Below are 23,066 nucleotides of genomic sequence, written 5' to 3' on the forward strand. Positions count from 1 at the left end.
TATTGGAAGGAAATTTTTTGGTACCAAAAAGTACCAATTTATATCATAACTTCAGTTAAAACTATTATTTTATACTATATCTTATTTTTTACCTTTTTCATTATTTTCTATTCCTAAATGGGAAGCTGAATGATCCCGTCCTAAGTAATAATTCAGCCAGGAGGATGTATGATAAAGATCCCAGTTGGGAGGAGGTATTATATCACCGGCAAGTTTTTCTTCTTTACCGTCATTTTTTAAGCGGGCATAAGCTCTAACATAAGCGCATTTTTTCTTATTTGGATATACCTCGCACCAGCCCATAAAACTGCCACCGCAAGCTCCATTCCTTTGTTTTTTGGGGCATTGAGACATGGGACATACATAGGCCACATCCATTAAAGCGCAGTCTCCGCAATCGTGGCAATCGTATAAACAAACCTTCATTAAATGTTCAAAAGCATGGTAAGGTCGCTCCAGCGATGTTCCGTCAACCCTTTTTGCTATTGCCCGCATTGGCTTCCATAATGGCGCTTTGGGTTCCAGCATTAGTTTATGGGTTAAAGTTGAAAGTTTATATACAAATTCCACCTTTGTATCAAGGGGTCTATTTTCCCTATCCACCGGTTGTGATGTATTTAAACCTGTTTCGGGATCTTTTTCATAATAATAAAAACCACCGGGGATGGGGTAGTCAAATTCATGAATATAGTCCATCCAATTTGCACTTAATTCCTCACCTTTTTCAATGATGTACTCCACATCCTCGTATTTTAAATTATGGCCACCGATATGAACACCATCAAAATTCATACCCTTCATAAAAGCATACATTTTTGCCGCTCTATCAAGGCAAGCTTTATATCCCTTATCCGGAGCTTGCGCTTCTTTTTCCAGCTCTGCTACCAATTTATCTGTAACCACGCATCCCGGAATTTTATTTTTGTTCATCGCCTTTGCAGTACCAATGGGTAAAACGTAAATATTGCCTATTACAGGGATATCCCATCCTTGCTGCCTGATATATTGAATTACTTCATGAAATTTCCTTGCATCATATCCCAGCTGGGTAACAATAAATTGGGCTCCCACTTCTATTTTCTTCTTTAACTTATAATATTGCACCATTTGCTCAGCTTCGGTGGCCTTGAAGGGAGACACTACAGCACCTGCAAAAAAATCACTGGGTTTATGCTTAACAGTCCCCTTAATTCCCGGGTATTCCAGCCCATTGTTCATCTTTGATATGAGTTCCAGGACGTGAACAGGATCTAAATCAAAAACCGGCATGGGACGACCCTTATAGCCTGTAACAGGATAGTCTCCAGTCATTACAAGGAGATTTCTTATTCCCATTCTATCCAAAGCATAAAGCTGGCTCTCAATCTGGTTGCGATTCCTATCCTTGCAGGTAAAATGAACTAAGGGCTCTATACCTTTTTTAATAATTTCTAAAGCAAGATAGTCAGCCAGTATCGCGGGATTTCCTCCCGGATTATCCGTCAGCGTAATAGCGTGAATTTTTCCCCCTTTAGCCGCCTGTTCAGCTGCCATGAGTACTTCTTCCTGGTTTTTTTCAAAAGCGCCCCTGCCAGGCACCAATTCCCAGGTTATAGAGAAAACCTCTTTATTTAATAATGATTCTTTAAAGCGGTTCTCCATCTTTTCTCTTCACCTTCCAAAATAAATTCCCCCTGCTGAATATCGGTATTATTTAAAAAATTCATTTTTTTCAATAATATTTTTTAAATACTTTATATTTTAATTAAACAATAATTTAAATAATTTTTCAATAGCTTAATTAATAACACGGTTCGAAAATTTGTCGTATTATTTAATTAAAGTTCTTTTATTTTTTCACAAATTTTTATTGAAAACTCTTCGGTAGTGGCATTTCCTCCAAGATCGGGAGTTAAGCATAATTTTTCTTTTATTACTATTTCCAGAGCTTTTTCTATTTTTCGTCCCCGTTCTGACTCACCTATGTATTTTAGCATTTGCGCTGCTGAAAGAATCAAAGCGGTAGGGTTTGCTATATTTTTCCCTGCGATATCCGGTGCACTCCCGTGAACTGCTTCAAAAACAGCTAAATTATCACCTATATTAGCACCAGGTACAACTCCCAGGCCACCCACAAGTCCAGCACAAAGGTCAGAAATTATATCCCCGTAAAGGTTCGGGCATAAAATAACATCGTAAATTTCAGGGTTTCTCACCAGCTGCATACACATATTGTCTACTATAATCTCTTCATAAATTATATCAGGGTATTCCTTTGATACATTACGGACACATTCTAAAAATAGTCCATCAGTAAGCTTCATAATATTTGCTTTATGAACGGCTGTCACTTTTTTTCTGCCCTCTCTTTTTGCGTATTCAAAGGCAAATTTTGCTATACGCGTAGAGGCTTTTGCGGTGATAATTTTAATACTTTCCGCCGCAAAGTCTCCTATTCTGTGCTCCACGCCACAATAAAGATCTTCTGTGTTTTCGCGAATAACTACAATATCCACATTTTTATAATGGCTATTTATTCCCTCAAGGGATTTAGCCGGTCGAACGTTCGCAAATAAATCTAATTCCTTTCTTAAAGCCACATTAATGCTTCGAAATCCCTCGGCAATTGGAGTAGTTGTAGGCCCTTTTAAACAAACACCATTTCTCCTTATTGAATTTATAACCTCATCGGGCAACGGGTTTTTATATTTTTCTATAGCACAAGTTCCTGCTTCAAAAATTTCCCACTCCACTTTTAAGCCTGTCGCTTCCACAACTTCAAGGGTAGCTTTAGTTATTTCCGGTCCAATTCCATCACCGGGTATTAGAGTAATCCTGTGCATCATACCTCACCCCTGAAATTTTGTTTTATAAAATTTAAAAGACCTCCAGCAAGCAATATCTTTATTTGTCTTGGTCCCAAATCAAACTTAACTGGAATTTCAATATTTCGGGTAACATTTTTTAGTATTGCCTCACCTTTCATTAAGCTTTCTTTTATATTTTTTAACACCAATTTGTCATTATCAGTTATATTCTCATAATCTTCAACTTTTTTAAATGTCATTGGAATAATTCCATAATTAACTAAATTATCCCGGTGTATCCTTGCAAAGGACTTGGCGATAACAGCTTTTACCCCAAGGTAATAAGGAGCCAGTGCGGCGTGTTCCCTGCTGGATCCCTGTCCGTAATTTTCACCAGCAACAATAATTCCCCCGTTTTTTTCTTTTGCCCTTTTTGAGAAATCTTTATCAATAGCAGAAAAACAATATTCGGCTAACGCAGGTATATTTGATCTCAAAGGTAAAAGCTTTGCTGTGGATGGTAAAATATGATCGGTGGTGATATTATCTCCTACTTTTATTAAAACCGATCCTTCTAAATGTTCACCCCGTTCCCGACCAGCAGAAATCGGAATTATATTTGGCCCATAATAAACTTTTATCGAATCTCTATCAATAGGAGGAGGTATAATCATATTATCTTCTATTACGTATTTTTCCGGTTCACATACTTCGGGCATATCGCCCAATTCTCTCGGATCGGAAAGTTCACCTTTTAGAGCAGTAATTGCTGCAACTGCAGGACTTGCTAATATTACTTGAGCATTTTGGGTCCCACATCTTCCTTTAAAATTTCGGTTAAATGTCCTGACGGAAACCTCTCCTGTGCCTGGAGCCTGCCCCATTCCTATACATGGTCCACAAGTACATTCCAGAATTCTGGCTCCGGCGGAAATTATGTCTGCAAGAATTCCACTTTGAGCCATCATCGTCAAAACCTGCTTTGACCCCGGAGATATTACAAGGCTCACCCCTGGATGAACCGTTTTCCCTTTTAGCATTTTCCCTACCAGCATCATATCTTTGTAGGAAGAATTGGTGCAACTACCAATTGCTACCTGATCCACTTTTATTCCTTTTACTTCATTGATGGGATGAACATTATCCGGGCTATGGGGAAGTGCTACTAAAGGTTCCAGCTCTGAAAGATTTATTTCAATTTTCCCATCGTAATTCGCTCCTACATCAGGCAGTAATTCGATCCAGTCTTTTTCTCTTCCCTGTGCTTTAAGAAACTTACATGTAACTTCATCGCTGGGAAAAATTGAAGTTGTTGCTCCGAGCTCTGCCCCCATATTGGCAATTGTAGCCCTTTCATGAATTGAAAGAGTTTTTACCCCTTCACCGGTGTATTCAAATATTTTGCCAACTCCTCCCTTTACACTTAATCTCCTTAAAAGCTCTAAAATTAAGTCCTTTGCAGTAACCCACGGTTTTAGCTTTCCCTTCAGCTCCACATTAATAATTTGGGGGACCCTTAAATAATAAGGATATCCTGCCATGGCAGCCGCCACATCAAGTCCCCCTGCGCCTATTGCAAGACAGCCTATTCCCCCCGCTGTAGGAGTATGACTGTCAGAACCTAAAAGCGTATCTCCGGGCACTGCAAACCTTTCTAAATTTACCTGATGGCAAATACCATTCCCGGGTTTTGAATAATAAATTCCGTATTTTTGTGCAATGGTAGCTATAAATTTATGGTCATCGGCGTTTTCATAACCTGTTTGGAGGGTATTATGATCTATATAGGCTACAGACCTTTTTGTTTTCACCCTATCTATTCCCATTGCTTCCAATTGTAAATATGCCATTGTACCCGTTGCATCCTGGGTCAGGGTTTGATTTATTTTAATAGCAATTTCTTCACCTGCTCTAATCTCTCCTTCTACTAAGTGATTTAATAAAATTTTTTGAGTGATATTTAATTTCATCTTTAGATCACCTCCCGTCCAACCTTTTTCTGATTCCAATTGTAATATAAATATAAAAATTCCCTTTCCGTTAGACTTCGTTTTATTGATACCGCGGTTTCTCTTACTCTTTTCAATAATTCTTGAGCTTCTTCTCTCGATATCCTTATATCATATTTCCCCAGGGTGCTAATTATTGCCGCAGTCCCCGAATGTTTACCAATGAAAATTTTTCTTTCCAGCCCCACCTCTGAAGGATTAAAAACTTCATAGGTTTCCGGATGTTTTAAGGCCCCATCCACATGTATTCCTGATTCATGAGCAAAAATATTTTCTCCAACAATTGCCTTCCACGGTGGTAAAATTCTTCCGCTGGCCTTAGCCACATATTCGGATATTTCTTTAAACAGTTCAGTTTTTAAATTTATTTCCCATCCGAGTACATATTTTAATGCCATTGCTACTTCCTCCAGTGCGGCATTACCCGCTCTTTCTCCCAAACCATTAACGGTCACTCCCACATGAGTAGCACCCGCTATTATTCCTGCTATGGCATTGGCCGTAGCCATTCCGAAATCGTTATGAGTATGCATTTCTATTTCTAAATCTACGGCTTCTCTTAACTTTTTTATCTTCTCATAGGTCGAAAATGGGTCTAAAATCCCCACCGTGTCGCAAAACCTCAATCTATCTGCTCCCGCCTCTTTTGCTGCTTTACCGAACTCTATCAAAAAATCCTGATCTGCCCGGGAAGCATCTTCGGCATTAACAGATACGTAAACACCGTGCTTTTTTGCAAAAATTGTCGCCTCTACCATTTGTTCTATTACTTTTTCTCTTGTAGTTCGTAGTTTGTGCTGTATATGAAGATCAGAAACTGCAATGGAAATAGCAACCGCATCCACACCACATTTGAGAGATTTTTCAATATCGTCGATAACTGCCCGGTTCCAAGCCATGATGCTGGCTTTCAGTCCAGCCTTTACAATTGCTCTAATACTTTTTTCTTCTTCCTCTCCCATCGCAGGTATCCCAGCTTCTATCTGGTCTATCCCTATCATATCGAGAAGCTTTGCTATAATCACCTTTTCCTCCGGCGCAAAAACCACTCCAGCGGTTTGTTCCCCATCCCTTAAAGTAGTGTCTACCCATAAAACTTTGGGTTTCATACGGCTACCCCCTTTGTTTATTTGTATTCTTGATTTATTGTATGCAATTATACAACGTGAGGATTTAGCTGTCAATATTTCAGGGAAAGTTTTTTTATTTATTTAATACTTTATCAATTTATCTTTTTAATTTTTAAATTTATTATTGACATAAATATCGCACGAATATATAATTTAAAAATAATTGTTTTATTGTATGCTATAATACAATTTACTATGTTTTCTTATTATTTTCTTAATTTACCTAAGGTTACAATAATTGTGTTTTATAATATTGAAAAGCATAGGAGGTTAAAAATGTTTCAATCACCATCTTTAAAGGATATTTCAGGATGTGCAATTGCAAGTATTTTAAATACTAAAGGAAAAGGTATTAAAGGGGATGTCATTACATCCGCAATATCTGTCATGCGAGAACGCTCAAATGGTTTAGGCGGAGGATTTGCTGCTTATGGAATATATCCAGAATTCAAAGATTATTATGCCTTTCATATTATGTTTGTGGATGAAAGTATAAAAGAATCTGTGGAAGCCTACCTTCAGGAAAAAATGGTACTGGTTAAAAGTGAGGCTATCCCTACTCGTAAAAAAATGAGCTTTTTAAATACTCCGCTTTTGTGGCGATATTTCCTTGAAGTGCCAAAAAGCAAATTGACATCTGCAATTACTGAAGAGGATTATGTAGTTTCAATAGTTATGAAGATTAATAAGCGCTTTAAAGGTGCTTTCGTCTTTTCCAGCGGTAAAAATATGGGAGTTTTCAAGGGGCTTGGTTATCCTGAAGATATAAGCAGGTTTTATAGATTGGAAGAATATGAGGGATACCTTTGGACTGCTCATGGTAGATTCCCTACAAATACACCTGGATGGTGGGGAGGGGCTCATCCTTTTGCCCTGTTAGATTGGTCCGTTGTGCATAACGGTGAAATAAGTTCTTATGGAACCAATAAAAGATATGTGGAAACTTTCGGATATGAATGTTCCCTCTTAACCGATACTGAGGTAATTGTCTATTTACTGGACCTTTTAATCAGACGACATGGATTACCTATAGATATCGCGCTAAATGCCTTAGCCCCACCTTTTTGGGCAGAAATCGATTCAATGGATAAAAACATGAAAGAAGCTCTTAGTGCGTTAAGGATGGTATATGCAAGTGCCCTTCTAAACGGCCCTTTCAGCATAATAATAGCTAACAGCCACATGATGATAGGATTGACCGATAGGATTATGCTAAGGCCTTTGGTGGCAGCAAAAAAAGATGATTTTTATTATATGGCTTCTGAAGAAGCGGCAATTAGAGAAATTTGTATCGAACCTGATACAGTATGGAGCCCTAAAGGAGGAGAGCCTATAGTGGTACGCATGGAGGTGAGAACATGAAATTTTCCCATCCTGACTTCTTAGTTAAAATAAATGAAAACTGTATAAAGTGTAAACGTTGTATATCTGAATGCAGCTTTCAAGTTTTTACCTGGGAAAAGGATAAAGTAAAAATTGCCCATGAAAAATGCGTAGCCTGCCATAGATGTACAGTCTACTGTCCAGCAGGAGCAATAGCTGTGGTGAAATTTCCTGCAGAATATAAAGAAAACTATCTCTGGGCTCAAGAGATTATTAAAGATATCTGGAAGCAGGCCGATACCGGCGGGAAAATATTAACCGGTACAGGAAACGATAGGCCTTACCCTGTATTGTGGGATAAAATCCTTCTGGATGCCAGTCAGGTGACCAACCCTTCCATAGATCCTTTAAGAGAACCTATGGAGCTACGCACTTACTTAGGAAAGAAACCAGAAAAGTTAGAATTCTGGTGCAACAAAAATGGGGAAGTGAAGCTTACAACAGTAATGGAACCGCAAATAAAACTTGAAACTCCCATAATTTTTGCAGGTATGTCCTATGGAGCAGTAAGTTTAAATGTTCATCTAATTCTTGCAAAAGCCGCTCAAGAATTAGGCACCCTTATGAATACTGGAGAAGGGGGACTTCCTGCAGAGCTTTTACCCTATAAAGATAATATTGTAGTTCAATGTGCTTCCGGCAGGTTTGGAGTAAGCCTTGAATATCTTAACTCCTGTGCCGCCGTTGAAATTAAGATCGGGCAAGGGGCTAAACCAGGAATCGGTGGACATCTCCCCGGTGAAAAAGTTACAGAAGATATTTCGCGAACCAGAATGATTCCATCGGGCACTGATGCCATATCGCCTGCACCTCATCACGATATTTATTCAATTGAGGACTTGAAACAGCTCATATATGCTATCAAAGAGGCTACTCGTTATAAAAAACCGGTAGGAGTGAAAATAGCCGCGGTTCACAACGTTGCCGCCATTGCAAGCGGCGTAGTTAGAGCAGGAGCTGATATTATTACCATTGATGGCTTTAGAGCTGGAACGGGAGCTGCACCAAAAGTTATAAGGGACCATGTGGGAATCCCTATAGAAATTGCCCTTGCGCAGGTGGATGAACAGCTTAGAAGAGAAGGTATTCGTCATATGGCATCTATTATAGCAAGTGGTGGTATAAGAAATAGCGCTGATATAATAAAAGCTATTGCCCTGGGAGCGGATGCAGTAGCAATCGGTACAGCTGCTTTGATAGCATTGGGTTGCCATTTATGCCAGAAGTGTTATACCGGGCTTTGCCCCTGGGGGATAACTACCCAAAAGCCTGAATTAATAAATCGCCTGGATGTGAATGAAGGAGTTTTAAGAGTAACCAATTTGGTTAAAGCGTGGAATCTGGAAATAAAGGAAATTCTTGGAGCCCTCGGAATAAATTCCATAGAAAGTCTTAGAGGCAATAGAGAAAGGTTGAGAGGCATTGATTTGGATGAGGTTTACTTAGATGTGCTGGGAATAAAACCGGCAGGTCGATAACTCTTGAGGATTATTAAATAAACAGGAGGGATAGAATCATGAAAATTGACGCAAAAGGAATGCATTACAGGGAACTTAACGAACGCATTCATGACGCAGTCTTAAAAGGTATTGAAGAAATTGATATAGTAAATGTTCTCGGACAGCGATATATCGGTACCGGCATAGGGCAGAAGATTACAATAAATATTTACGGAACACCAGGTAGTGACCTGGGAGCTTTTATGGATGGCCCAAGGATAAACGTTTACGGCAGCTGTCAGGACGTAATTGGAAATACCATGAACGATGGTGAAATAGTAATTCATAAAGATGCGGGTAATGTACTCGGGCTTTCCATGAGAGCAGGAAAGATGTTCATTAAAGGGTCGGTGGGTTATAGGACTGGAATTCATATGAAAGCCTATAAGGATAAATGCCCCGTGATAGTAATAGGGGGAAAGGCGGGAGATTTTCTCGGTGAATATATGGCTGGAGGGAGACTCGTGGTTTTAGGTATTTTTGGCAGAAAAAAAGACCCTGTAGCTGGAAGGTTCATCGCTACCGGTATGCACGGAGGTGCCATTTATATAAGAGGTGATATCAACCGCACTCATGTAGCAAATGATGTCTGCATAGAGGAAATATGCGAAGAAGATTTACCTATATTAAGGAAGGATATAGAAGAATTTTGCAAACATTTTGAGATAGGTGATATAGACTCCATTCTCTCTGGTCCTTTTATAAAATTAGTACCAAAAAGTTTAAGACCCTATGGTAAAATGTACGCTTATTAATATTCTTTCGATCATTTACATTAATCTAAAAGCCGTCGCTGAATAAAGTTGGTATAAACTTCTCCCCGCTGGAAGAAAGCATTATCCATGATTTTCAGATGGAAGGGAACGGTAGTAGTTATCCCTTCTATTTTTATTTCATTTAAGGCACCTCGCATGCGAGAAATTGCCTGGTCTCTCGCAGGAGCCCATGCTATTATCTTGGCAATGAGAGAATCATAATAAGGCGGTATTTCATAGCCCGTATAAATAGCGCTATCTACGCGTATGCCAAATCCTCCCGGGGCATGATAATATCGTATCCGTCCGGGAGATGGTTGAAAATTCCGCGAGGGATCTTCCGCATTAATACGACATTCAATAGCATGGCCGTTAATTTTTACATCTTGCTGTTGATAGGATAATTTTTCACCGGCGGCAATAAGTATTTGTTCTTTCACTATATCAATACCTGTCACCGCTTCCGTTACAGGATGTTCCACCTGAATCCGGGTATTCATTTCTATAAAATAATATCTACCCTGTTTATCTACGAGAAATTCGATTGTTCCAGCACTACAATAATTTACTGTTTTTGCAGCTTTTATAGCTATTTTACCCATTTCCTCCCGCATTTCGGGCGTTAAAGCAGTTGAAGGGGATTCTTCGAGAATCTTCTGGTGCCTGCGCTGTAAAGAACAATCTCTTTCATAGAGATGTATTATATTACCATGGGTATCGCCTAAGATTTGAAATTCTATATGTCTTGGTTCTTCAATGTATTTTTCAAGATATACCGTAGCATTTCCAAAGGAAACTTCCGCTTCTTGTTTAGCTGTCATAATTTCTTTTCTAAGCTCATCAGGATTCTGAGCAACTCTCATTCCTCGTCCTCCACCACCGGCTGCTGCCTTAATAATAACAGGATATCCGATCTCTTTTGCGACAGACAAAGCATGATCAATATTTTCAATGACACCCTCCGATCCCGGAACAACGGGAATTCCCGCGCTCATCATTGTTTCCCTGGCAGTTGCTTTATCTCCCATCATTTCAATGGAGCGGGGAGAAGGTCCTATGAATTTTATTCCACATGTGGCACACATTTCAGCAAAATAAGCATTTTCGGCCAAAAAACCATAGCCGGGATGTATCGCATCTGCTTTTTTAACCTTCGCCGCAGCTATAATGTTTGTAATATTAAGATAGCTCCTTACAGGAGAAGCAGGACCTATGCATATTGCTTCATCGGCAAGCTTTACATGCAGTGAATTTTTATCGGCTTCCGAAAAAACCGCAACTGTCTTTATTCCCAGTTCTCTACAAGCACGTATTATTCTGACCGCTATTTCTCCTCTATTTGCTATCAGTATCTTCTCAAACATATTCTAAATCTCCCTCTCCAATATAAAAAGAGTCTGTCCGTATTCTACCGGCTGCCCATTTTCCGCGAGAATTTCTACTACACGCCCACCTTCTTCTGACGTTATCTCATTCATTAATTTCATAGCCTCAATAATACAGAGGGTTTGCCCGGGTTTTACGCGCGTACCAATTTCTACAAAGAAAGGTGCATCGGGAGCAGGTGCCCGATAAAAGGTTCCTACCATTGGCGATTTTATTTCAATAAAGTTATTTTTTTTATTATCCGCCTCTTCACAGGGTTTTGACATTTCCTGCTTTTGCTTAAAAACTCTATCATCTTTTTCTTTTACGATATCACTTTCTCTTTTTATATTAATTTTTACCCCTCCGCTCTCGAGATTTAATTCCGTTACTTTCGTTTCCTCCAAAGCTTTTATAAGTTCAGTAATATTTTTGATATCCATATTTTCTTCTACCTCCCTTACAGATTCTTCGTATTTTTTATCCTCCCTTTTTCCTGGTTGAAGTTTCCCTTCTTTTCTTTTTTCCAAAAACTTCCTGGTCACTTGAGGAAAAAGAGCATAAGAAATTATATCCTCGTCGTTTTCAGCAAGTTCTCCTATTTCCAAACGAGCCTGTTCTAAAAGGGGTTCTAAATAATCAGCCGGTCTTCCCGAAATAGGTTCTACCTCATTCAATATCCTTCTTTTTATTTCTTCGTCCATTGGTGCCGGTGGTTTCCCGTAAAATCCTTTTACATAATTTTTTACTTCTTCCGGGACAATCTTATATCTTTCTCCTAAAAGAACATTTAAGACCGCCTGAATTCCAACTATCTGGCTTGTAGGAGTTACCAGGGGAGGATATCCCAATTCCGCCCTCACCCTCGGTATTTCCTTTAGTACCTCAGCTAATCGGTTTTCCGCTTTTTGTTCTTTTAGCTGTTGGATCAAATTGCTTATCATCCCTCCAGGAACCTGATGTTCAAATACCCCCATATCCGTTAATCGAGTTACCCCTCGCTCATATCCCAGCTCCCGGCGCAAATCATCAAAATATTTTGCTATATCAAATAAAAGATGAAGGTCAAGCCCGGTATCCCAGGGCGTACCCATTAAAGACCTTACTACAGTCTCTACAGGCGGAAGGGAAGCACCAAAAGCAAGCGGAGTAGTAGCCGTATCTACTACATCTACTCCTGCACGGACGGCTTCTATATACGCTCCCAGAACCAACCCGCCTATATAATGGCTGTGAAGTTGAACTGGCACTCTCAGATTTTCTTTGAAAAGTTTTACAATTTCATAAGCAGAAAAAGGAGTAAGTAATCCCGCCATATCCTTTATACATATTGAGTCCGCACCCATATTTTCGATATCCTTCGCTACTTTTAAAAAATGATCTATGGTGTGCACGGGGCTGACGGTATATACTACGGTCCCTTGAACATGGGCACCTTCCTTTTTTGCCACACTGATCGGCACTTCCATATTTCTTAAATCATTTAGAGCATCAAATATGCGGATGATATCTATGCCGTTTTCTACCGCCTTTCCAATAAAGGCCTTTACAACATCATCGGGATAGTGTCTATAGCCTACCAGGGATTGACCTCTCAAAAGCATTTGTAACGGGGTATGTTTCACATACCTTTTTATAGTTTTCAGTCGAATCCACGGATCCTCGTCTAAATATCGAAGACACACATCAAAGGTGGCACCGCCCCACACTTCCAAGGAATGATACCCTGCGCTATCTATTTTTTCCAGCACCGGTATCATATCTTGAAGTGACATGCGTGTTGCCCATAAACTCTGATGACCGTCTCTAAGAGTTACATCAGTTATTTTCACCGTGCCCAATTTGTTTCCCCCCTTATAAAGATAGATCTGAGTAAATGTTCTAAATTAATTATCGAAAATTGTTTTAAAGTAAATTTTTGTTTTTTATTTTTATATATTTGTTATTGACATAATTTTTTGAAATATAAATTTAAAAAATAAAATAATACCCCAATACAATATAATTTCAAGACAATAAAATATTTTTAGTTTTTTATTTTGTAACTTATTAACTTATTAAAAAAAATATTTCTAATAATTATACATACATCACAATTAGGTGTCAATATTATTTTTCGTTGGTATCCGTACAATTTTTTAGTAATATTTTTCTTCATTCGCCGATTTTGAATATTTAATATATAAAAATACCCTGTTAATATTACACCTTCGACAATGCTCTTTCTAAATCGTCGATCAAATCTTCAACATTCTCAAGACCTACAGATAACCTCACCAACCCCGGTTTTATACCAAAATCTTTAAATCTTTCTGCCGGGATTTCCTTGGAATAGCTAATTACCGGCGGGAAGGCAAGGCTTTCATATCCTCCCCAGCTTACCCCTAATTTTATTATTTTCAAATTGTTTATAAATCTTTTTACACCTTCTATGTCACAGTCTATCTCAAAACTCAGTAGCCCTGAAAATCCCTTCATTTGTTTTCTTGCAAGTTCATATTGGGGATGGGAAGGATGGCCTGGGTAATATATTTTGCTAATTTTAGGGTGTTTTGCCAAAAATTCAGAAATTGCAAGAGCGTTTCTCATGTGCTTTTCCATTCTTATTTCAAGGGTTCTAAGACCTCTAATCAATAACCAGGCTTCGAAGGGGGCCAAAATACCCCCCAATAAAGGGTACTCATTTTCTTCAATTCTACTAATTATATCTTTATTCCCTATGATACATCCAGCGACTACATCACTGTGTCCTCCAATGTACTTAGATGCAGAATGAACTACTATATCAATTCCCATTTCCAGTGGATTTTGAAAAACAGGACTTGCCCAGGAATTGTCAATTATTGTTTTTATTCCTCGTTCCTTTGCAAAGGATGCAATTTTTTTTATATCCTGGAGCATAAATATCAGGCTGTTGGGACTTTCCAAATATATTAAAGAAGTATTTTCTCTGATCGCCTGTTTAATTTCCTCAAAATTTTCACCGTTTACAAAGGTTGTCTCAATGTTAAATTTAGTAAGATATTTTGATAAAAAATTGTATGTAGGACCGTAAATATTTTTTACACAGATTACATGGTCTCCTGCCTTTATAACACTTAAAATAGCCGATGAAATTGCCGCCATTCCCGAAGCAAAACATTTTGCCCTTTCACCCTTTTCCAGGGCTGCCAATTTTTTTTCTAAAATTTCTACGGTAGGATTCATGCCCCGCGTATAGATATACCTTTTATTTTTACGAGAGAAAGCATCATCTATTTCTTCATAACTTTCAAATACAAAGGTAGAGGTTTCAAAAATCGGTACAGCAGCAGCCCCTAAATACTTTTCATTTTCTTCAGCATAGTGAGAAAGTAATGTCTGCAAACCATAATTTGTGTAATCCATTATTATCTCCCTTTCATCTTTTTGTTTTTGTTGATATTAATTATCTTATCATCGATAAAATCTCCTATCAACAAACATATCGTCAACTTTTTAATATAATGTATTTATTTTGAGATTTTGTCTCATAATTAATACACTTTTAAAATTATCAATCCCGGGTAAAACGGGATTTTTTAATTGGCACAATTTTTGCAAATACAATAAATTAATTAAAATTTAATTTTATTTCGGAGGAGGGTTTCTATGTGTGCTATAGCAAAAGAAAAAATAGAAAGGGAAATGGATAAAAGAAGGTCTTCGGTAAGACCCATAAATGAAAGAATCGCAAGGTTAAGGCAGGAAAGTGTAGATTCCGAAGTAAAAATCTCTTCGGAAAGAGCGAGAATAATTACGGAATTTTACAAAAGTGAAATGGCAAAAGGTAAATCTTTTCCGGTACTCAGGGCTATGGCTTTTAAGTACCTAATGGAAAGAGTAAGCCTTCCTTTAGAAGAGGGTCAATTAATAGTCGGACTAAGAGGAACGGGACCAAAAGAAGTCCCGACAAATCCTGAAATTTGCGTGCACAGTATGGAAGATTTGGAAATTTTAGATACCAGAGAAAATATGCCCTATCGTGTGGATCAGGAAACCAAGGAATTATATAAAAATGAAATTATCCCGTTCTGGAAGGGAAAAACGATGAGGGAAATAATCTTTGAGAACCTTCCCGAAGAGTGGATTGAAGCTTATAATGCGGGATTATGGACGGAATTCATGGAACAAAGAGCCCCCGGGCATACTGCCGGTGGTGACAGAATATTTAAAAAAGGTCTCTTAGATATAAAGGAAGAAATCAGAAAAAAAATGCAGGAATTAGATTCCAGCGATCCGGAGTATTACGATAAATTGGAGGAGCTAAAGGCAATGGATATTGCCGCAGATGCTCTTATAATATATGCAAAGCGTTACGCGGAAAAACTTCAAAAAATGGCGGAAGAAGAAAAGGATGTAAAAAGAAAAGAAGAATTAAGAAAAATGGCAGAAATTTGCAATTGGGTACCCGCCCATGCTCCAAGAACTTTCTGGGAAGCCCTTCAGCATTACTGGTTTATACACGTAGGAGTTGTATATGAAACAAACCCCTGGGATTCTTTCAACCCTGGTCGTATTGACCAGCATTTATTTCCTTTTTATGAAAGGGACATAAAAGAAGGAAGGCTTACGAGAGAACAAGCTAAGGAACTTTTGGAAGCTTTCTGGATTAAAATTAATAATCAACCTGCTGTTCCAAAAGTAGGCGTAACAGCTGAAGAAAGTTTTACTTACAATGATTTTACCAAGATTAACGTAGGTGGCTTAAAAGAAGACGGTGCTGATGGAGTAAACGAAATATCCTATATGGTTCTTGAAGTTCTGGATGAAATAAGGACATTGCAACCAAATACTGCGGTTTTAATTAGCAATAAAAATCCTGATCGCTTTTTGACTTCCGCACTGAAAGTAATCGCCCCAGGATTTGGCGAACCTCCCTTTTTCAATTTTGACGGTGTCATTGTAAAAATGCTTAGACAGGGAAAGAGCCTTCTTGATGCCCGTACCTGTGGAGTAAGCGGATGCGTAGAATCGGGGGCATTCGGAAAAGAAGCTTACATCTTAACCGGATATTTTAATTTCCCTAAAATACTCGAAATTACCTTAAACAACGGAATTGACCCCAGAACGGGTAAAAAACTGGGTATTGAAACGGGAGACCCAAGGAATTTTAATACCTATGAAGAACTTTATGAAGCCTTTCTGAAACAAGTAAAGCACTTTATGGACATAAAAATGAAAGGAAACGATATAATTGAAGCCCTTTACTCAAAATATCTTCCGGTACCCTTTATGTCCTTATGGATCGATGACTGCGTTAAAAAAGCAAAGGATTATAACGGAGGTGGAGCAAGATATAATACCCAGTATATCCAGGTAGTAGGTTTGGGAACGGTTTCTTCAGCCTTTTCAGCAATAAAATTCCATGTATTTGACAAAAAGGATATTTCAATGGATGAGCTCTTAGAAGCATTAGAAAACAACTTTGAAGGAAAATACGAGATAATAAGGCAAATACTTTTAAATAAAACACCTTTTTACGGAAATGATGAAGATTACGCTGATGTAATCGCAAAGGATTTCGTTGACAGAATTGTAGAAATGATAGAAAGCTACCCGCCTACACCTGTTAGAAAGGCATCAAGAAGGGCATACTTTTTGCCCACCACAGTACACGTATACTTTGGCGCAGTAACGGGAGCTACACCGGATGGCAGGAGAGCCGGATTCCCGGTTTCTGAAGGAATTTCCCCAATACAGGGAAGTGATAAAAAAGGTATAGCTGCTGTTTTCAGATCGGTATCAAAGTGCGATTGGGATAAAACCGGCGGTGCACTACTTAATCAAAAGCTAACTCCGGACCTTTTAGAAAACGAAGAAAATATTAAAAAGCTCGCCCAGCTAATTCGAACCTTCTTTAGAATGGGAGGTCATCACGTACAGTTTAATGTAGTTAGTGCCGAACTTCTCCGGGAAGCACAAAAACACCCCCAGGATTTTCAGGATTTGATGGTAAGAGTTGCCGGTTACAGCGATTATTTTGTAAACCTTCCTAAGGGATTGCAGGAAGAAATAATTGCAAGAACCGAGCATAAGGAGCTGTAATTAATTAGATTACTGGAGGTAAATTTATGAAAGAAGGTATAATATTTGACATAAAAAGGTATGCCATACACGACGGTCCAGGTATTAGAACTACGGTTTTTTTTAAAAAATGTCCTTTAAATTGCTGGTGGTGCCATAATCCGGAAGGAATCTCTCCTTCAAAAGAATTAATGTATTTTGAGTATAAATGCATTTTCTGTAAGACCTGCCAATTAGTTTGCCCGTTAAATGCAATTTCTCTTGATGAAAGGATTCATAAAATTAACCGCGAATCCTGCAATGGATGTGGAATTTGCTCCGAGTCCTGTCCTACGGGTGCCTTAAGGCTTGTAGGAAGAACCGTTACCTGCAGTGAATTAATTGAAGAAATCGAAAAAGACACCCTTTTGTATGATTCATCAGGAGGCGGGGTTACTTTTTCAGGAGGAGAACCTCTTTCTCAGTCAGCTTTCTTAATTGAAGTCCTGAAGGAGTGCAAAAAAAGGTACATCCATACCGCTCTTGACACTTCAGGATATGCTCCCGGCAATATTTTTGAATCAATTATCGATTATGTGGATTTATTCCTTTTCGATATCAAACTATTCGATGAAAAGGACCACATAAAATATACCGGAGTTTCAAATAAATTAATAAAAGAGAACTTGTCGCTACTTTTGGAAAAAGGCAGGGGAAAAGATATTATTTTACGCTTTCCCGTAATTACAGGTATAACCGATACTGAAGAAAATATTGAAAGTTTAGCTTCTTTCATAGCTTCATTAAAAGGAATAAAAGAAATAGATCTATTGCCCTTTCACGACATCTGTGAGAAATATCAAAGATTAGGGAAAGAATACAAAATGCCCACCAACCAGGCTCCTTTGGAAGCAAAAATAAAATATATTAAAAATAGATTCGAAAAAATAGGGCTATTCGTCAAAATCGGAGGATAAAAACAAAAAATTCCTTAAAGGTTTTAACCTTTAAGGAATTTTTTTATAATTTTATCTTCTTCCATTTACCCTTTTTAAATAAGGCATACATAAGCAGAGCTTCAAAAAAATACTGAATCACCGTTGATATCCATACATACTCCAGGCCTTTTCTAAATACAAATATAACCAAAAAAATCAACGGGAGCCTGATCAACCATGTGCTTATTAAAACTACTCTAAAAGGCCCCTGAGTATTACCAGCCCCTTTTAATGCCCCCGATAGGGTCATAGAAATCGCAATGGTGGTTTGTTCAAAAGCTGCAATTTTTATACATACTGAGGAGAGTCTCTCCACCTGGGGAATATCGGTAAAAAAATTGATAATTTTGTCGGGAATCAGGAAAAAAGCTATACCCACCATACTCATCAAAATCGCTGCCAGTTTTGTCGCTTCAATGCTCCCTGCTTCCGCCCTTTTTTCATCCTTTGCCCCTAAGCTCTGCCCCACTACGGTAGAAGCAGCCACTGAAAAGGCGTAACCGGGCATAAAGGAAATGGATTCGGCACTAACGGAGACCTGGTGTGCCGCATAAGATAACGTTCCTAAACGGTTCAGCCATTGAGTAGAAATAAGTCTACTTACATTAAAGGAAATTTCTTCTAAAGATGCGGGAATACTTAAAATAACCAGCTTTTTTATCGTTTTAATGTCCAATTTCTTAATATATTTTAATTTCATTTTCAGGTTTCCCTTTCCGTAAAATAAATAAAAAACGGTTATTAAAAAACATAAAACCTGAGCAACGGCAGTAGCAACAGCAGCTCCTTTAACCTCCCATCTCGGGAAACCGAAATTACCAAAGATTAAAAGATAATCCCCCGCTATATTAACAATATTGGCAATCGCTACCGAGTACATCGGGATAATGGTATTCCCAGCTCCTCGTAAGGCTGAATTTAACACCATAGCAGCTATATAAAAAGCTGCCCCGGCTGAAGCTATTTTAAGGTATACTGTACCCAATTCTACTACCTTAATATCCCTGGTAAAAAGTAATATCAAATTTTGAGCAAAGGCAAAATTAATTAAAAACACTGCAAACCCCAACAGGGCGGAAATTATAAAGGACTGTCCGGTTATAAAATTTGCTTTTTCTATCTCTTTGCTCCCAATAAATCGGGATACCATTGCTGTGGTACCAACGCCAAGAGCACCGAAAATAAAGGCACTGCTGTAAGCCAAATGACTCCCAAGCCCTACAGCGCTTAAGGCTTCTGCGCTCAAATGACCTACCATAGCAGTATCCACTACCCATATTACGGTTCCGGAAAGCATCTCTAAAATGGTAGGCCAGGCAAGTCTTAATATTTCTTTTCGAAGCAACTTAATTTCGTTTCCTTTTGCCGTTGTTTGCATAAAAATTCCTCCAAAAAATTTTACGTCATTTTCTACAATGACAGGTATATTTATTATACAACAAAAAAGCAGGGTCAAAAACCCTGCTTATTGATTTTGAGTTGTCGTTTGCTCCTGGGATTGTTCGGAGATAGACTCGGACGAACCGCTGTTGTTCCCTTGATTTTGATCGGTAGTTCCGGTTTGCATAGTTTGATTTTGTTGATCATTGGTTTGTTCACCCTGACCGGTTGTACCCTGGTTGCTTGAAGTATCGGAAGTATTGCTTGTGCTATTTGTATTTTCGTTATTGCTTTGATTACCGGCCTGTTGTTCGTTAGAACCTTCTACTTGAACATCTCCATTCTTATCCTGGTAAACTTTTAATCCAAAAATATCCCTCAATACTCTTATAGGAACATACGTCCTGTTGTTTATAGAAAGCGCTGGTACGTCAATCGTTATCTTATTTTCCTTGCCGGGCTCTGTTACAATGATTTCCATGGAACCCAATACTATTGCTACCGTTTTATCTCCTTTAATAATGTAAACCACCTTATTTTGTTCATCCCATTTGACTTCCGCATTTAAAACGTTCTTAATTACGTTTATTGGTATAAGTATCCTCCCATCCTTTATTACCGGTGGGGCATCAAATTTCCCTTCTTTGCCGTTAAGTTTTACTTTTTTCTTGAATTCCTGTACCTTTTTAGGGTTCATTACGATATTAGCCTTTGCTTTCTCCCTTTTCTCTAACTGCTCTTTAATAAGATTTTTTAACCTTTCCTGAACCTTGGGATCCTTTAAAAATTCCTTTACTTTTTCTTCAATAACCTTGTCAATCTTTTCCATAATGTTTTTTTCTTTTACGCTTTGCATTACTTTTTCTTTAGCCTGTAACCCCTTGCCGGGCACTGTCCCGTTTGGTTTTGCAAAAGCAACCGTTGATAAAACCATTACCAGTATTAGAGTTAAAGAGATAATTTTGAAGAACCCTTTCATAATCCCATCTCCTCCTTTTGTAGTTTTTTTGTGCCCCTCTTTCTAATAATACTTATTCGAAGTATAATGAAATAAAGTTGGGGTTATTTTATAAAAAATTTTTTTACCGAAACACTGCTTTAAAAGTATTAAAAAAACTTATAAAATATAACCAGAATAAAGTGTCGGGAGGAATATAAATGTTTTTTTTCGGGATTTTTGGAATCCAGGACAGAGAAAAAACTATTAAAGAATTTGAAAGCACCATTTGCCCGCGCTGCGGAAGGCTAACCAGGGCAGAGCTCATAGAGGTTTATACCTATTTTCACTTCTTTTTTATTCCTTTATTTCAATGGAATCACAGGTATTACGTAACTCTAAGATGCTGCAGGGCTTTTTACGAAGTTCCTAAGGATTATATTAACGAGCTCAAACAAACTTCAATAATAGATTTCTCCAGATTAAAAGATTTATCCTATTTTAACCCAAATACCTGCCCTCGTTGCGGTAATATCGTTAACCCCAATTTCAATTACTGTCCCTTCTGCGGTGAAAGGCTAAACTAAGTCTTTCATTGTGTAATATCCGGGAGTTTTACCTACGACAAACCTGACAGCTTTTAGTGCTCCCCTGGCCAAAACCTTCCTTGATGTTACGGTATGTGCAAGTTCTATGGTTTCATCTTCCCCGGCAATTAAAATCCTATGTTCACCCACTAAATTACCCGCCCGGATGGAGTGTATCCCTATTTCATTCTTATCCCTCTTTTTCCTTTTTTCTGCCCTGGAAAACACATACTCGCAGTCCTTTTTTAATTCTTTTATGGCCTCGGCGATCATTAGCGCCGTTCCGCTGGGTGCATCAATTTTTTGATTGTGGTGTCTCTCTATTATCTCTATATCGTAATCGTCGAGAACCTCTACTGCCTTTTTGACAAGATTTACCAACAAGAACACCCCGAGGGACATGTTGGAGGAAACGAATACGGGCACGAATTTAGAGGTTTCTTTTAACATTTTATAATGTTTTTCTTCCAGTCCAGTAGTTCCTATTACTAAAGAAATCCCATTTTCTTTTGCGAACCTGCAAAGATTCTCTATGGATGTAGGATGTGAAAAATCAAGTATAACATTTGCTTTTTCCGTAATTTTAAAAACATCATCGAATATTGGAAATTCGCCGCCTTCCGTGTTTTTGTCTACCCCCGCTACTATTTTGAAATCATTGCTCTCCTTTATGATTTCACGAAGGGTTCTTCCCATCTTCCCGTTTGCCCCGCTCAAAATAATATTAATCACTTACATTCCCCCTTTTTTAATATTAGGATTTATATAAATAATTATATTTTTTAGTATTACATATTATAAACAAAATCCCTGCAGCCGTCTACCGCAGGGACGTTATCTTTCATGATTTTTTCATTTCAAATCCTTATTTAATCATGTAATAAAAAGTTTCCAATTCCTCATTATCAGCTCGAGGGAGTTTCACCTGCAACTCATGAATTACCTCATCATCCACCTTAATAAATTTATCTCCCAGCATCCTTGAACAAATATTAATGCTTGCAAGGGAATTTTTATGGTGTTTTATAAAGTCTATTATCTCCTCAATGGTTTTTTCTCTATCGTGCATAAATGTAAACACCTCCACTATTATTTTTAATAATATTTATTTTTTTATGCCCTATCTTAACGAAACATCTCCGCTCAATATTCTCTCCACACTTCCATCGTTTTTTCTAATTAACAATGCTCCGAACCCATCTATATCAAAAGCTATCCCTTCAATCTCTTTTGTTTTTCCTATTATTTTTACATTCCGGCCAATAGTACAATTTAAAGCCTTCCATTCCTTCAACACCTCATGAAAATTACCTTTTTCCAGCTTTGAATAAAAATATTCAAATTCCTTTAAAAAATCGATTAATATTTTTTTCCTGTCAACGGGTTCTCCTTTTATTAAATACAAAGATGTGGCAATGTTTTCCAATTCACCGGTAAATTTTTTGGTGTTTACATTTATGCCTACGCCGACGATAACATGATTTATCCTATCTATTTCCGCGCTGATTTCGGTTAAAATTCCTGCTAATTTTTTCTCCTCATATAAAATATCATTTGGCCATTTTATTGCACAGTTTATTCCCTGTTTCCTGATGGCTTTTGCACAGGCCACTGCGGTCACCAGGGTGATTTTGGGAGCCTCTTCGGGGGATAAATTAGGCCTTAAAATTATAGATAACCAAATACCTTCATTTTTTGGAGATTCCCATTTTCGGCCCATTCTTCCCTTACCCATAGTTTGTTTTTCAGATAAAATCAAAGTGCCATGGGGTTCCCCGTTTACTGCTAAAATCTTTGCTTTTTCATTTGTAGACCCTATGGACTCATAATAGTAAATTTTATTTCCTAAAAATTTTAGTTCTTCATCCTTCCATATTTCTTCAGGATACAATATATCGGGGGAACTTTTTAAACAATACCCCAGCCTTGGAACCGAATCAATTTCGTATCCAAGCTTTTTGAATCCATTTATGTGTTTCCATATAGCCGTCCTGGTCACATTCAATTTTTCGCTCAGTTCTTCTCCGGATACGTATTTCCCCTTGTTGTTCAAAAGATATAAAAGTATCTCATTTTTATTTTTTTTATCCTGAGCCTTAATTAAAATCTCTTCTTCCATTTTTCATCACCTTACTTTTAAAATAAAAAACTACTACCAATATTCTATATTTAAGGCTTTCAAAATTAAAGACAAAAATTAAAACGGCTGCAAA

General features: G+C 37.9%; 18 protein-coding genes. 6 read left to right on the plus strand and 12 right to left on the minus strand.

Annotation, left to right across the window (positions count from 1 at the left end; translation table 11 throughout):
- Positions 1 to 81 precede the first annotated feature (81 nt).
- The 4 genes from ACPLOV_RS05590 to nifV all read right to left on the minus strand — a co-directional run bounded on the left by ACPLOV_RS05590 (position 82) and on the right by nifV (position 5,904).
- Complete coding sequence (locus tag ACPLOV_RS05590) at positions 82 to 1,641, minus strand: methylenetetrahydrofolate reductase C-terminal domain-containing protein (protein WP_424910785.1); 1,560 nt, start codon at positions 1,639 to 1,641, stop codon at positions 82 to 84.
- Between the two features lie 176 nt (positions 1,642 to 1,817).
- Positions 1,818 to 2,825, minus strand: coding sequence for an isocitrate/isopropylmalate dehydrogenase family protein (locus tag ACPLOV_RS05595; protein ID WP_424909793.1), 1,008 nt, complete (start codon positions 2,823 to 2,825; stop codon positions 1,818 to 1,820).
- Complete coding sequence (locus ACPLOV_RS05600) at positions 2,822 to 4,756, minus strand: aconitate hydratase (protein WP_424910786.1); 1,935 nt, start codon at positions 4,754 to 4,756, stop codon at positions 2,822 to 2,824. Before ACPLOV_RS05600 ends, ACPLOV_RS05595 begins: the two co-directional genes overlap by 4 nt.
- Positions 4,757 to 4,758: 2 nt before the next feature.
- Positions 4,759 to 5,904: a homocitrate synthase gene (gene nifV, locus ACPLOV_RS05605; RefSeq protein ID WP_424910787.1), complete on the minus strand. Its 1,146-nt coding sequence runs from the start codon at positions 5,902 to 5,904 to the stop codon at positions 4,759 to 4,761.
- Between the two features lie 297 nt (positions 5,905 to 6,201).
- Between nifV and ACPLOV_RS05610 the strand changes: the two genes are divergently transcribed.
- The 3 genes from ACPLOV_RS05610 to ACPLOV_RS05620 are packed head-to-tail and all read left to right on the plus strand — an operon-like array spanning position 6,202 to position 9,562.
- Entirely contained in the window at positions 6,202 to 7,287 is a 1,086-nt protein-coding gene (locus ACPLOV_RS05610; RefSeq protein WP_424910788.1) for a class II glutamine amidotransferase, read from the plus strand.
- The gene (locus tag ACPLOV_RS05615; protein WP_424909313.1) at positions 7,284 to 8,786 is read left to right on the plus strand and encodes a glutamate synthase-related protein; all 1,503 of its coding nucleotides are present in this window, start codon (positions 7,284 to 7,286) and stop codon (positions 8,784 to 8,786) included. The genes ACPLOV_RS05610 and ACPLOV_RS05615 overlap by 4 nt, the downstream gene beginning before the upstream one ends.
- 38 nt (positions 8,787 to 8,824) lie before the next feature.
- Complete coding sequence (locus ACPLOV_RS05620) at positions 8,825 to 9,562, plus strand: hypothetical protein (protein WP_424910789.1); 738 nt, start codon at positions 8,825 to 8,827, stop codon at positions 9,560 to 9,562.
- A gap of 20 nt (positions 9,563 to 9,582) precedes the next feature.
- On the opposite strand, the gene accC is transcribed toward ACPLOV_RS05620, so the two are convergent.
- The 3 genes from accC to ACPLOV_RS05635 all read right to left on the minus strand — a co-directional run bounded on the left by accC (position 9,583) and on the right by ACPLOV_RS05635 (position 14,314).
- Positions 9,583 to 10,926, minus strand: a complete 1,344-nt coding sequence (gene accC / locus ACPLOV_RS05625; protein WP_424909315.1) for an acetyl-CoA carboxylase biotin carboxylase subunit — start codon at positions 10,924 to 10,926, stop codon at positions 9,583 to 9,585.
- A gap of 3 nt (positions 10,927 to 10,929) precedes the next feature.
- The gene (gene accB / locus ACPLOV_RS05630) at positions 10,930 to 12,768 is read right to left on the minus strand and encodes an acetyl-CoA carboxylase biotin carboxyl carrier protein (protein WP_424910790.1); all 1,839 of its coding nucleotides are present in this window, start codon (positions 12,766 to 12,768) and stop codon (positions 10,930 to 10,932) included.
- A gap of 361 nt (positions 12,769 to 13,129) precedes the next feature.
- Complete coding sequence (locus ACPLOV_RS05635; RefSeq protein ID WP_424910791.1) at positions 13,130 to 14,314, minus strand: trans-sulfuration enzyme family protein; 1,185 nt, start codon at positions 14,312 to 14,314, stop codon at positions 13,130 to 13,132.
- A 243-nt stretch (positions 14,315 to 14,557) separates the two neighbouring features.
- On the opposite strand from ACPLOV_RS05635, the gene hypD reads away from it, so the two are divergent.
- On the plus strand, positions 14,558 to 16,993 hold the full coding sequence (gene hypD / locus ACPLOV_RS05640; protein ID WP_424909318.1) for a trans-4-hydroxy-L-proline dehydratase: 2,436 nt from the start codon (positions 14,558 to 14,560) through the stop codon (positions 16,991 to 16,993).
- 26 nt (positions 16,994 to 17,019) lie between these two features.
- Positions 17,020 to 17,928: a glycyl-radical enzyme activating protein gene (locus ACPLOV_RS05645; RefSeq protein ID WP_424909319.1), complete on the plus strand. Its 909-nt coding sequence runs from the start codon at positions 17,020 to 17,022 to the stop codon at positions 17,926 to 17,928.
- 43 nt (positions 17,929 to 17,971) lie between these two features.
- Here ACPLOV_RS05645 and ACPLOV_RS05650 read toward each other — a convergent pair whose 3' ends face one another.
- Complete coding sequence (locus ACPLOV_RS05650; protein WP_424909320.1) at positions 17,972 to 19,327, minus strand: MATE family efflux transporter; 1,356 nt, start codon at positions 19,325 to 19,327, stop codon at positions 17,972 to 17,974.
- 87 nt (positions 19,328 to 19,414) lie between these two features.
- Complete coding sequence (locus tag ACPLOV_RS05655) at positions 19,415 to 20,308, minus strand: copper amine oxidase N-terminal domain-containing protein (RefSeq protein ID WP_424910792.1); 894 nt, start codon at positions 20,306 to 20,308, stop codon at positions 19,415 to 19,417.
- Between the two features lie 179 nt (positions 20,309 to 20,487).
- On the opposite strand from ACPLOV_RS05655, the gene ACPLOV_RS05660 reads away from it, so the two are divergent.
- Positions 20,488 to 20,853, plus strand: coding sequence for a zinc ribbon domain-containing protein (locus ACPLOV_RS05660; RefSeq protein ID WP_424910793.1), 366 nt, complete (start codon positions 20,488 to 20,490; stop codon positions 20,851 to 20,853).
- Here the strand turns inward: ACPLOV_RS05660 and dapB are convergent.
- The 3 genes from dapB to ACPLOV_RS05675 all read right to left on the minus strand — a co-directional run bounded on the left by dapB (position 20,845) and on the right by ACPLOV_RS05675 (position 22,972).
- Entirely contained in the window at positions 20,845 to 21,585 is a 741-nt protein-coding gene (gene dapB / locus ACPLOV_RS05665; protein WP_424910794.1) for a 4-hydroxy-tetrahydrodipicolinate reductase, read from the minus strand. The genes ACPLOV_RS05660 and dapB overlap by 9 nt on opposite strands.
- Positions 21,586 to 21,718: 133 nt before the next feature.
- Entirely contained in the window at positions 21,719 to 21,922 is a 204-nt protein-coding gene (locus tag ACPLOV_RS05670; RefSeq protein WP_068747653.1) for a hypothetical protein, read from the minus strand.
- Positions 21,923 to 21,973: 51 nt separating this feature from the next.
- Entirely contained in the window at positions 21,974 to 22,972 is a 999-nt protein-coding gene (locus tag ACPLOV_RS05675) for a biotin--[acetyl-CoA-carboxylase] ligase (protein WP_424908155.1), read from the minus strand.
- Positions 22,973 to 23,066: the final 94 nt, after the last annotated feature.

Origin of the sequence: Thermovenabulum sp. (assembly GCF_049723235.1) — a bacterium.
Taxonomy (GTDB): domain Bacteria; phylum Bacillota; class Thermosediminibacteria; order Thermosediminibacterales; family Thermosediminibacteraceae; genus Thermovenabulum.